This is a genomic window from Sphingopyxis sp. CR5 (genome assembly GCF_059693785.1).
This window is the reverse complement of sequence record NZ_JCATIE010000001.1, coordinates 268,408-280,671: the sequence shown is the minus strand read 5'-3', so window position 1 is coordinate 280,671 and position 12,264 is coordinate 268,408. Positions and strand designations below refer to the sequence as shown.

The window sequence follows — 12,264 nt, the reverse complement described above, 5'->3', positions numbered from 1 at the left end:
AAAGCCTTTGCCTCGCCCCCGCGCCCCGACTATCAGCGAGCGCGATGGCGGGCATTCGCGACACGGTGGGGACAAGGGCGCGGCGGGCGCCGCGCGTCACGCGCCGATCGCTGCTGGTCGGCGCGACCGCGGCCGGCGGCCTGGCGATCGCATGGAGCGTCTGGCCGCGCGACTATCGCCCCAATCTGACCGCGTCCGAAAACGAACATATCTTCAACGCCTTCCTGAAAATCGGCGAGGACGGGCATGTCAGCACGATCGTCCCGCAGTGCGAAATGGGCCAGGGGGTCACGACGCTCCTGCCCCAGATCATCGCCGACGAACTCGGCGCAGATTGGCGCACGATCGCGGTCGAAACCGCGCCGATCAGCCCGCTCTATGCGAATACGCTGGTCGTCGACGAGGATAGCGGCGCCTTCATGCCGCGCAGCGGCGTCCCCGATTTCGTCGCCGACGTGCGCGGCTGGGCGCGCCGCGAATGGGCGGTGCGCCATGCGGTAATGCTGACCGCGAACAGCTCGTCGGTGCGCATGTTCGAAGGGCCGTGCCGCGATGCCGCGGCCCAGGCGCGCGCGCTGTTGATGATGGAGGCGGCGCGGCGCTGGGACGCCGACTGGCAGGATTGCGATACGCAGGACGGCTTCGTCATCCATCAGGACAGGAAATTGCGCTTCGGCGAACTCGCGGCGGGCGCCGCGACGCTCGAACCGCCGGCCCAGCCGGTCTATCGCGCGACGAGCACCGACCCGCTCTACGGCAAGGAACTGACCCGCCTCGACCTGCCCGCCAAGGTCGACGGGTCGGCGAACTTCGCGGGCGACATCCGCCTGCCCGACATGGTCTATGCCGCGATTCGCCAGGGGCCGGTCGGCGCGACCCGGCTCAAGAGCATCGACCGGAAGGCCGGGCTCGCTTCGCCCGACATGCTCTATGTGGTCGAGCACGATCGCTGGGTCGCCGCGGTCGCGCGCAACTGGTGGGCGGCGAACCGTGCGCTCGACCGCTTCGCGCCGGTGTTCGAAACCACGGGAACGCCGGTTTCGAGCGACCGGATCGACGCCGCGCTGGTCCGGGCGCTGGTCGCCGATGGATGGCGGATCGCCAAAAAGGGCGATGTCGACGAAGCGATGGCGGACCGTCGCCGGATCGACGCCGAATATCTCGTCGCGCCGGCCCTGCACGCGTCGATCGAGACCCGCACCGCGACCGCGGCCGTCGACGGCGAGCGGCTGCGCGTCTGGGTCGCGACACAGGCGCCCGCGCAATGCCGGGCCGCGATCGCCCGCGCGACGGGACTGGCCGAAAATGCGGTGACGCTGTTTCCGATGATGGCGGGCGGCTCGTTCGACGCATGCCTCGATCATAGGGTTGCGGTGCAGGCGGCGATCATCGCGCGCCAGATCAAGCGCCCCGTCCATCTGGCCTGGTCGCGCGCCGAAGAAATCATGCGTGTGGCGCCGCGCGCGCCGGCGCGGGCCAGGATGGTCGCGACGCTGAACAGCGCCGGGGGGATCGACGCGCTCGTCAGCCGCATCGCGGTTCCCGCGACCAATCACGAAGTTCGGGCGCGGCTGTTCGACGATACGCCGGCCGACGTCGCGCAGCGCGATGCGGTGGGTCGCCCCGATGCCGCGGCGGTCGAAGGCGCGGCGGCGCCCTACGCCATCCCGCATTATGCCGTCGACCATTGCCCCGCCGACATCGGACTGCCGACCGCGCGCTGGCGCGGCAATGCGGACAGCTATACCGCCTTTTTCACCGAATGTTTCGTCGACGAGCTTGCGGCGAGCGCGGGATCGGACCCCCTGTCCTATCGCATGGCGATGCTGGGCGACGCACCGCTGCTCGCGCGCTGCCTGCTCACCGCGACGACGCTCGGCGGGTGGGAGGGCGGCCTCGCCGGCAGCGCGCAGGGCCTGGCCTGCCACTCGATGCGCGGCAGCCATATCGCGCTGATGGCGACCGCCCGCCAAGGCGACGGGGGGCTACAGGTCGAACAGCTCGTCGCGGTCGTCGACGCCGGACGGCTGGTCAATCCGGCGATCGCGCGGCAACAGGTCGAAGGCGGCCTGATCTTCGGACTCGCCGCCGCGGTCGGGGCGACCACAAACTATGAAGGCGGCGTCGCGACCGCGCGCAAACTCCACCAGCTCGGCCTGCCCAAACTCTCGCAAAGCCCCGCGATCGTCGTCGAATTCGTCGAAAGCGATCGCGATCCCGGCGGGCTCGGCGAAATCGGCGTCCCCGTCGTCGCCCCCGCGATCGCCAATGCGATGTTCGCCGCAACCGGACGCCGCATCCGGCGTCTGCCGCTGTCGGCGCATCCGCTATGATTCCTCCCCCCGACCATCCCCCGGTTCCCGCGTCGCGCGTCGGCGTCCTGCTCGTCAACCTCGGCACCCCCGACGCGCCCGAACCCGGACCGGTTCGTCGCTACCTCGCCGAATTCCTGTCCGATCGCCGCGTCGTCGAGATCCCGCCGCTGCTCTGGCAACCGATCCTGCGCGGTGTCATCCTGACCACGCGCCCGAAAAAGTCCGCGCACGCCTATGAACAGGTGTGGACCGATCGGGGCTCGCCGCTCGCCGCGGTTACGCGCGCGCAGGCCGACGCGCTGCAAGCCGGGCTCGGCGACGAGGTGCGCGTCGCCTTCGCGATGCGCTACGGCAATCCCGCGATCGGGCCCGCGATCGACGCGCTCGTCGCCGACGGGTGCCGCCGCATCCTGGTCGCCCCGCTCTATCCGCAATATTGCGCCGCGACGACCGCGACCGTCGTCGACGCGGTCGGCGCCCACCTCAGGACGTTGCGCTGGCAGCCCAGTCTGCGCGTGCTGCCGCCCTATGCCGACGATCCCGCCTATGTCGCGGCGCTGCGAACGTCGGTCGAACAGGGGCTCGCGGCGCTCGATTTCGCGCCCGACGTCCTGCTTGCGAGCTTTCACGGCATGCCCGAGCGTACGCTGCACCTCGGCGATCCCTATCATTGCCAGTGCCGCAAGAGCGCGCGGCTCTTGTCCGATGCGCTGGGCCGCCCGGTCGAGGTCGCCTTCCAGTCGCGCTTCGGCCGCGCCAAATGGCTCGAACCCGCGACCGACGTGGTGCTCGAAGGGCTGGGCGCCGAAGGCAAGAGCGTCGCGATCTTCGCCCCCGGATTTTCGGCCGATTGCCTGGAAACGCTCGAAGAGCTGGCCATTCGCGGCAGGGACCAGTTCACGGGCGCGGGCGGCCGCGACTTCGCCTATCTCCCGTGCCTCAACGACAGCGCGCCGGGGATGGCGATGCTGACCACGCTCGTCCGGCGCGAGCTCGCCGGCTGGATCTGACCCTCCTTCGCTTACCGGCTTCTTAACTTCTCGCTTCCACAATGGCGCCGGGATGGCACCGAATTCGACTCGGTGCCCGGTCTGGAGGTCGCCCGATGAACCAGTTGCAGTCGGCCGCGCTCACGCTGGCAGGCGTCACGGCGCTGTTCCTGCTCGCCGTGTTCGTCGTCTGGCGGATGCGGCGTGCCCCGGTCGAAACCGTGCCGCCGGTGCCCCGACCGCCGAAGCTGCCCCGCGAGCGCCGCCTGCCGGCGCTGCCCCGCAGAACGCACGCGGTCGAGCCCGAGGTCGAGATTGCCCCGGCGCGCCTTGCCCGCATTCGCGGCGAAACCTCGCCCGTCGCGGACTCCGAACCCGCGGAAACGCCCGAACCCGCCGAATCCGATGAATCCGCCGCCGCCGACGGGCCGCTGCCCGCGGGGCCCGTCGCCCCGCAATCGACGCTCGAAGCCGCGCTCGACGCCGAGGCCCGCGCGGTCGAAGATCGTTCGGGGCTCGACGACGGCGCCCATCGGGCCGACGGCGTGCAGGTCCGGCTCGTCCCGCAAATCCCGCCGCGCGACGCGATCCTGACGCGCAGCCGCCTCGGCGGCCGACCGCGTCTGCCCGCCGATATGGACTGGCCGCGTATCGACGGCACCCAGGGCGATTTTCTTGCCCAGATCGCCTGCGCCGACCTGCCGCCGCTCTTGTGGGAGGGGCTCGGGCCCCGCACCGGCTCGCTCGCCGTTTTCGCGCATCCCGAAACCGGCGCGGGACGGGTGCTGCACCTCGCCGAAGAGGGGCCGCCGCGCCCGATACCGCACGACGCGGGGAATGCGCTGTTCGGGCCGCACGGCGGCCTGCGCTTTGGCGATCTGGCGACGCTGGCGGTGCGGGCCTTTCCCGAATGGCCGGTCGATATCGTCGCGGCCGAGCCCGGCGACGACCCGCCCGTCGCCTCTGGCGATCCGACCGGCGACGATACCGAATACGACATCGCCGACCCTGCGTTTCACCCGTTCGACTGGGACAGTATGCGGATGCTCGCCGCGGTTCTCGAACGCCGGCTGATGCGGCTCCAGGCCGCCGCAACGGCCCCGGGCGATGCCAATGACGAACATGTCGCGGCGCTGGCCGATGCCGCAGAGGCGAATCGCGATGCTGCCGCGGGCGCGGCCGAGATCATCGCAATCATCCGCGAAAGCGCGGCCGAGGGGCACGACTTCACCGCCAGCGATGCGACCGCGGTGATGGCGGCACTCCACGCGCTGGGCTGGGCCCATGTCGCGTGCGTCGCCGATCCCGAAACCGGCGAGGACCGGATCGAGACACTGACCCTCCCGATGACACGCCACGACCCGCGCGCGCCGCTGTGGGTGCACGAATATCGCGCCTTGCTGTTCGACCATGCCAAGCATGCCTTCGCCGCCCGTCCCGACCGGCTGTCGGGTCCGGCGCGCGCATGGCTGGAGCCGCTGTGGCAGGATATGGCCGCACGCGAGGTCGCGACGATCGGCGGCGCGCCGTCGCTCTCCCTCTCCGGCTTCGATCCCGAGCTGGAGGCGGTGCTGATCGAATTGCCCACCAGCGGCCTGATGAGCCGCCTGGTCGGCGAAGGCGACTTCATGGTCCTGACGATCCGCAAGGCGGACCTCGCGGTCGGCGACTTTTCCAGCGTGGCGACCCGCCGGACCTAGCCCCCTGAATAGCTTTGCGATTGACGTAACGGTCAACTTGCGACGCACCGCCCATGACCCTAGGTGTGGGGCAACCAGCCTTGTGGGAGAGTTTTCATGGCACGCATCGCAATCGTCACCGGCGGCAGCCGCGGCATCGGGGAGGCGATCAGCCTCGCGCTCCGGGATCAGGGTGTGACCGTCGTCGCCAACTATGCCGGCAACGACGAAAAGGCACGCGCCTTTACCGAACGCACCGGAATCCAGGCCTATAAATGGGACGTCGGCGATCATCAGGCGTGCCTCGACGGCTGCGCGCGCGTCGCCGAAGAGGTCGGGCCGATCGATATCGTCGTCAACAACGCCGGCATCACCCGCGACGGCACCCTCGCCCGGATGAGCTTCGAGGACTGGAACGACGTCATGCGGATCAACCTGGGCGGCTGCTTCAACATGGCCAAGGCGACCTTCGGCGGGATGGTCGAGCGCGGCTGGGGCCGGATCGTCAACATCGGGTCGATCAACGGCCAGGCGGGCCAATATGGCCAGGTCAACTACGCCGCCGCCAAGTCGGGCATCCACGGCTTTACCAAGGCGCTGGCGCAGGAAGGCGCCAAAAAGGGCGTGACGGTGAATGCGATCGCGCCGGGTTATATCGACACCGACATGGTGGCCGCCGTACCGGCCCCGGTGCTCGAAAAGATCGTCGCGAAAATCCCCGTCGGCCGTCTGGGCCAGGCAAGCGAAATCGCGCGCGGCGTCGCCTTCCTGTGCAGCGACGAGGCCGGCTTCGTGACCGGATCGACGATGTCGATCAACGGCGGGCAGCATATGTATTGATACGTGCGAGCGGACGGCCTTGCCGATGGCAGCGGCCGCACGCTACACGGGCGCGATGACCGCAACGCCGCTCGCCGCCGCCCAACGCGATCTTTCGCGCGCCTATGCCGGGGGAGCGCCCGGCGTTCTGGTGTCGGGCCTCGTCTGGCTCGCCGCCGGCATCATATGGCAGGTCCAGGATTTGATCGCCGCGATCGTGGTGCTGTTCGTCGGCGGCATGGCGATCCATCCGCTCGGCAGCCTGATCGAGCGCCTCGCCTTCGGCGCGCCCAAGGCGACCGTCGGCAAGCCCCTCGAACGGCTGGCGATCGAAGCGACGGTGCCGCTGTTCGTCGGGGTGATGATCGCCTGGGTCCTGCTGTTTCGCGCGCCCGACCTTGCCATCCCGGCCTTCGCGGCGATCGTCGGAGGGCGCTATTTCATCTTTCGCACCCTTTATGACGACGTCGCTTTCTGGATACTCGGCGCCGCGATCCTGCTCGTCGCCGGACCGGCGCTGTTCGGCCTGCCGCTGCCCGCCAACCCCGGCATTCTGGTCGGCATCGTCGAGCTTGTCGGCGCGGCGCTGATCCTGCGCCGCTGGCGGGCCCGGGCCTGAGCGGCCCCTTGCACCCGCCGGTCAAACGCTCGGTCACGATCGCCGGCCATCCCACGTCGGTCAGCCTCGAGCCGCTGTTCTGGGACGCGCTCGAGGCCGAGGCGGCACGGCGCGGCCTGCCGGTGAATGCGCTGGTCGCGCGGATCGACGTCGAACGGATGAGCGCCGACGATCCGCCCAACCTGACCTCGGCGATCCGGCAATGGCTGTGGCGAGCGCGGGACGGTTAGGACGGATAGACCGCCCGCGCGAAGGCAGCGCCGCCGTCGGGCGCCATATGCAGGAAGAGTTGCGGTTCGATCAGCTCGAGTTCCATGATCGCCAGACCGTGCGTGCCCGCGACCATGTCGACGCGGGCATAGGCGGGCGGCGCCGGCGCCGCGGCGAGCGCCGCGGCGGCAAGCTCGCGCGCGGCGGCGCTGGCGTCCCACGGCTCTTCGCGCCCGCCGAACTGCGGCTGGACGCGAAAGTCGCCCGCGGCCGGGCGCTTGACGATCGCGTGGCTGTAGCGGCCGCCAAAGAAGAACAGCGAATATTCGCCCGCGGCGACGATTCCCGGCATGAAGGGCTGGACCAGCCGCCGCTGGTCCAGCGCGTCGGCCGGGACCCCGGCGCCGGGGGCAAGACGGTGCGTGCCGTCCGACCCCGCCGAGATCGCGGGTTTGATCACGACCTCGTCCGTCCCGAATGCCGCGCGCGCGGCGGCGAGCGCCGCATCGTCGAGCGCCGCGACCTCGATCGTCGGCACCACCGCGACGCCCTTTGCCGCGAGTTCGGACAGATAGGCCTTGTCGCTGTTCCAGCGGAGCACGGCGACCGGGTTGACCACGTTCAGCGCGTCTGCCTCGAGCCGGTCGAGCAGCGCGTACCAGCGCGCCGCCGCCCGCGGATAGCCCCACGCGAGCAGCGGCAGCACGAGGTCGAAGCCCGCAAGGTCGCCGGGATCGGTCCACGCCCGCGTCTCGACCGCAAGCCCCGCCGCGGTCAATGCGCCGGTCTTGCGGGCGAGCGCCGGATGCCAGTGCTCGCCATAGTCGGCGCCGGGGGTCAGGAGCGCGACGCGCGGCTGGAACGGCATCAGCGCGCCAGGAGCCCGCGCGCCTGTCCCGCAATGTGCGACAGCATCGCGCCATTCGGATTGGGAATCGTCCGCGCGCGGTCGACCGTCGTGCGGAACTGCGCGACGCGCGGCGCCTGGTCGTCGAGCCACGCGGTCACCGCCGTATCGAGATCGGTGCCCGAAAGCCCCGCCAGGAAACCGAGCCGCATCTGCTGGAAATCGCGCGCCAGGCTGTTGACGAGCAGCCGTTCCCACGGGTCGCTCGGGCTCATGTGCGCGGCCAGCGTCTGCGCCCAGTCGAGTCCCAGCGCTTCGCCGAGATGGGTGAAGGCGTGCGTCACCGCGACCTCGTCGTCGCCGCGCCGTTCGGCAAGGTCGACGATGCCGATCGCGCCGTCGAGCTTGAACAGGCGCACGACCGACGCCGCGAGCGCATCGGGCGCGCCGGCATCGAGCAATTGCTGGCTCAGCGCCTCCCACTGCCGCCGCACCGATTCGCCCAGCAGGCTGTCGACGCGGCCGCTGAGCCGTTCGACCCCGGGCTCGAGCCGCGCCACGATCGGGCCGGGCTGCGCGCCGGTCGGCGCGACGCGCAGGACGTCCGCCATCTGCGAGGCCATCGCCGAAGCCGCCTGCCCGAACAGCGACAGGCGGATGCCTTCGTCGACCTTCGCCTCGTCGAGCGAGGCCCAGATCGCGTCCATGCCGAGCAGCCGCTCGGCGGCGACGAACGCCGCCGCGACATCGCCGAGCGCACAGCCTTCCTCCTCGACCAGCTCGAACGGATGGACGATGCCCAGCCGGTTGACGATGCGGTTCGCCAGCTTGGTCGCGATAATCTCGCGGCGCAGCTGGTGTCCCGCGATCGCCTTCGCGAAGTCGCGCTGCATCTCTTCCGGAAACGCCGCCGCGAGATCGCTCGCCAGCGCCGGATCGTCGGGCAGGTCGCTCGCCTCGATCGCGTCCTGCAGCGCCAGCTTCGCGGTCGAAAGCAGCACCGCCAGCTCGGGCCGAGTCAGTCCGCGCCCTTCCTGCGAACGGCGCAGCAGGTCGTCGTTGACCGCAAGCCCCTCGACCTTGCGATCGAGCCGGCCGGCCGCCTCGAACGTCTCCATGATCCGCACGAGCGACGGCACCGCCCCCGCTCCGCCCTTTTCGGCGATCGACAGGGCGAGCGCCTGGAGCCGGTTGTCCTCGAGCACCAGCGCCGCGACATCGTCGGTCATCCGCACCAGCAGCGCGTCGCGGTCGTCCTGCGACAGGCGGCCTTCGGCCATTTCGCGGTTCAGCGCGATCTTGATATTGACCTCGTTGTCCGAACAATCGACCCCGGCGCTATTGTCGATGAAGTCGGTGTTGATCCGCCCGCCATTGGCGGCAAAGGCGATGCGCGCCGCCTGGGTCACGCCCAGGTTCGCCCCCTCGCCGACCGCCCGCACCCGCAACTCTTCGGCGTCGACGCGCAGCGCGTCGTTGGCCGGATCGCCGACCTCGGCATTATTCTGGCTCGCCGCCTTTACATAGGTGCCGATGCCGCCGAACCAGAGCAGGTCGGCGGGTGCCTTCAGGATCGCCGAAATCAGGCCCTGCGGATCGATCTCGTCGACCGACAGGTCGAGCAGCGCCTTGACCTCGGGCGACAGCGGGATGCTCTTCTGGCTGCGCGGGAACACCCCGCCGCCTTTCGAGATCAGCGCCTTGTCATAATCGTCCCAGCTCGACCGCGGCAGGTCGAACATGCGCTGGCGCTCCTTCCAGCTTTTCGCCGGATCGGGATCGGGATCGAGGAAGATGTGGCGATGATCGAACGCCGCGACCAGCCGGATCGCCCTGGACAGCAACATGCCGTTGCCGAACACGTCGCCCGACATGTCGCCGCAGCCGACGACCCGGATGCTGTCGGTCTGCACGTCGACGCCCATTTCGGCGAAGTGACGCTGGACCGAGACCCAGGCGCCCTTGGCGGTGATGCCCATCGCCTTGTGGTCATAGCCCTTGGAGCCGCCGCTCGCGAACGCATCGCCCAGCCAGAAGTCGCGCTCCATCGCCAGGCCGTTGGCGACGTCGGAAAAGGTCGCCGTGCCCTTGTCGGCGGCAACGACGAAATAGGGGTCTTCGCCGTCGCGGATCGTGACCCCCTTCGGATGCACGACCTTGCCCGCGACGAGATTGTCGGTGATCGACAACAGCGAGCGGATGAAGATGCGATAGCATTCGGTCCCCTCCGCGAACCACGCGTCGCGGTCGATCGAGGGGTCGGGCAGGGCCTTGGGATAAAAGCCGCCTTTCGCGCCGGTCGGCACGATCACGGCATTCTTGACGCGCTGCGCCTTCATCAGCCCCAGGATTTCGGTGCGGAAGTCGTCGCGCCGGTCGGACCAGCGCAGCCCACCGCGCGCGACGGGCCCGGCGCGCAGGTGGATGCCCTCGACGCGCGGGCTGTAAACGAACACCTCGCGCCACGGCAGCGGCTTGGGAAGCCCGGGGATCTGGCTCGAATCGATCTTGAAGGCGAGTGCTTCCGCGGCGGCGGGCGCAAAGGCATTGGTGCGCAGGGTCGCGCCGACCACGGCGTTGAACAAGCGCAGGATCCGGTCGTCGTCGATCGACTTGATCCCGGCGAAATCAGCCTGGATGTCCGCCGCAAGCGCCTCGGCGCGGTCCGCATCCTTCGCCTTCGGATCGTGCAGCGCGCGGAAGCGTTCGACCATCGCGCCGGTCAGGTCCGATGCGTGACGCAGCGCGGCGACGACCGTATCCATCCCATAGGCCGAGCCGCCCTGGCGCAGATAGCGGAACCAGGCACGCAGCCAGACGATCGCTTGCGGATCGGTCTGGGTCACCAGGACCAGCTCGTTGAACGCATCGTTCTCGGCGCGTCCCTCGAGCACCGCGGCGATCGCATCTTCGATCACGGGGACGTGCGGCAGCAACGCGGTTTCGTCGACCGCGGCGGGAAGTTTCAGGGTGAAGTCATGGATGAACGCCGGCGGCTCGTCGTCGCCGCTCGCGATCCGGCCATAGGTCAGCGCGGTCGGGATTTCCTCCAGCACCTCGAACCCGAAATGTTCGAGCGCGGGCACGACGTCCGAAAGCGCAAGCGCGCCCGACACGCTGTAGACCTTGAGCCGCAGGCGATCGTCGCCGTCGAGGCTTTTCAGCGCCAGGCGCACGCCGCGGCGATGATCGGCGTCGAGGTCGCGCAGCCGCAAAATGTCGCGCGCCGCCTCTTCGGGATCATAGAGGTTGCGATAATTGGGCGGAAAGAGCGGCGCGAACCGCGATGCAAGCGCCGCCGCGCGGCCGGCATCGCCGCGCCGGGCGAGCGCAGCCTCGACCTCCGGCTGCCATCCGCGCACCATCTGTTCGAGCATGGTGTTGAGCGCCGCTTCCTCGGGGATGACCCCGCCGCTGCGCAGGTCGAGCGTATAGCGCAACAGCGCCGCGCCGCCATCCTCCAGCACCATCGTCCAGCCGATCACCCCGGCGCGGGCTTCGCGCGCCAGCATCGCCTCGATCGCGAGGCGGCGACCGGTCGACACCTCGTCGCGCGGCAGCCACACGAATACGAACAGGTGACGCCCGAGCGCGCTCCTGACCGTTACCAGCTTCGGCCGCGGGCGGTCGGTGATCGACATCGAGGTCAGCGCGAGCCGTTCGAGCGAGTCGGCGTCGAACGCGATCAGCAGGTCGTGCGGCAAGGCGGTAAGCGCATGCGCGAGCGCCTTGCCGGCATGCCCCGCGGGGTCGAAGCCGAACTTGTCCATCAGCGCGGTCAGTTGCGCGCGCAGCACCGGCACCTTCGCAGGCGGGGTCGACAGCGACTGGCTGGTCCACAGGCCGGCGTGGATCGACAGCCGCTCGACCGCCTTGCCCTTGAATTCGGGGACGATCACGAGGTCGAGCAGCACCCGCCGGTGGACCGCCGACAACCGGTTCGACTTGATCAGCAAGGGGCCGTGGCCGCCGTTGTCGAACCAGGCGAAGGCGGATTCGAGCGCTTCGGCGGACAGCAGCTGGCTCTGGCTCGCCGCGCAAATGCCGAGCGCGTCCTGCGCTTCGCCGGTCCGCGCCCGCCATTCGTGGCCAAGCTGGGTCATCGCGCCGCCTTCGAACCAGCGCAGCAATTCGGCGCCCTCGTCGTCGCAGCGCATCGCGGCGTCCGCGAGCATGGCCGCACGCATCGCCTTCCAGTCGGCGACCGCCGCGCGTACATCGGCAAGCGCCGCTTCGATCGCGTCGAGGAGCCGGCGCCGCGCCCGTGCATCGCCGCGCTCGACCTCCATATAGATCACCGACTCGCGGCCCGATTCGCCCTTTTCGGGCGCTCCCGCCTCGGTCAGATGCCCCTTGGCGTCGCGCTTCGCCGACACCACGGGGTGCAGGATGCGGTGGACCACCAATCCCTGCGCCGCCGCGACCTGCGAGGTCGAGTCGACCAGGAAGGGCATGTCGTCGTTGACGATCGCCAGCCGCATCCGCCGGTCGGTGCCGTCGGCGGCGATCGGCTCGAGCGCCAGCGCCGGCGTGCCTTCGGGGCGGTCGAGCGCGGTGCGTGCGACAAAGGCGCTCGCGTCGGCCAGCGCCGCATCGTCCATGTCGTCGCCCTCGCCGGGAAGCGCGCTGCCGCGCAGCGCGGACAGGAAGGCGGACTGGATTTTCTTGGGAAGGGCGGGAGCGGAGACGGTGGGGGCGTCCGATTCCGAAGTTTCAGGCATAAAGTGCAGCATCCGAACCAAAAGGCGGGCCTGTCGCCAACGGGCGGGCGGCCCTGTCGCTCGCG

At 69.9% G+C, this 12,264-nt stretch carries 8 protein-coding genes; 6 read left to right on the top strand and 2 right to left on the bottom strand.

What is annotated here, in order from left to right:
* Nucleotides 1-44 precede the first annotated feature (44 nt).
* The 6 genes from AC58D2_RS01225 (at nt 45) to AC58D2_RS01200 (ending at nt 6,651) form a co-directional block, all read left to right on the top strand.
* On the top strand, nt 45-2,333 hold the full coding sequence (locus AC58D2_RS01225; protein ID WP_497386541.1) for a xanthine dehydrogenase family protein molybdopterin-binding subunit: 2,289 nt from the start codon (nt 45-47) through the stop codon (nt 2,331-2,333).
* The gene (gene hemH, locus AC58D2_RS01220) at nt 2,330-3,325 is read left to right on the top strand and encodes a ferrochelatase (protein ID WP_497386539.1); all 996 of its coding nucleotides are present in this window, start codon (nt 2,330-2,332) and stop codon (nt 3,323-3,325) included. The genes AC58D2_RS01225 and hemH overlap by 4 nt, the downstream gene beginning before the upstream one ends.
* A gap of 95 nt (nt 3,326-3,420) precedes the next feature.
* The gene (locus AC58D2_RS01215; RefSeq protein ID WP_497386537.1) at nt 3,421-5,004 is read left to right on the top strand and encodes a DUF1963 domain-containing protein; all 1,584 of its coding nucleotides are present in this window, start codon (nt 3,421-3,423) and stop codon (nt 5,002-5,004) included.
* A 96-nt stretch (nt 5,005-5,100) separates the two neighbouring features.
* Nucleotides 5,101-5,823 (top strand): acetoacetyl-CoA reductase, encoded by a 723-nt coding sequence (phbB, locus tag AC58D2_RS01210; protein WP_497386535.1) that lies wholly within the window; start codon nt 5,101-5,103, stop codon nt 5,821-5,823.
* A gap of 25 nt (nt 5,824-5,848) precedes the next feature.
* Entirely contained in the window at nt 5,849-6,421 is a 573-nt protein-coding gene (locus tag AC58D2_RS01205; protein ID WP_497386533.1) for a DUF7010 family protein, read from the top strand.
* Nucleotides 6,418-6,651, top strand: coding sequence for a ribbon-helix-helix domain-containing protein (locus AC58D2_RS01200; RefSeq protein WP_497387149.1), 234 nt, complete (start codon nt 6,418-6,420; stop codon nt 6,649-6,651). The genes AC58D2_RS01205 and AC58D2_RS01200 overlap by 4 nt, the downstream gene beginning before the upstream one ends.
* Here the strand turns inward: AC58D2_RS01200 and AC58D2_RS01195 are convergent.
* Both AC58D2_RS01195 and AC58D2_RS01190 read right to left on the bottom strand, forming a co-directional pair.
* A complete protein-coding gene (locus tag AC58D2_RS01195) occupies nt 6,648-7,499 on the bottom strand; it encodes an ATP-grasp domain-containing protein (RefSeq protein ID WP_497386531.1) in 852 nt (283 codons plus the stop codon). The genes AC58D2_RS01200 and AC58D2_RS01195 overlap by 4 nt on opposite strands.
* Complete coding sequence (locus tag AC58D2_RS01190) at nt 7,499-12,199, bottom strand: NAD-glutamate dehydrogenase (protein WP_497386529.1); 4,701 nt, start codon at nt 12,197-12,199, stop codon at nt 7,499-7,501. Before AC58D2_RS01190 ends, AC58D2_RS01195 begins: the two co-directional genes overlap by 1 nt.
* Between the last annotated feature and the right edge of the window lie 65 nt (nt 12,200-12,264).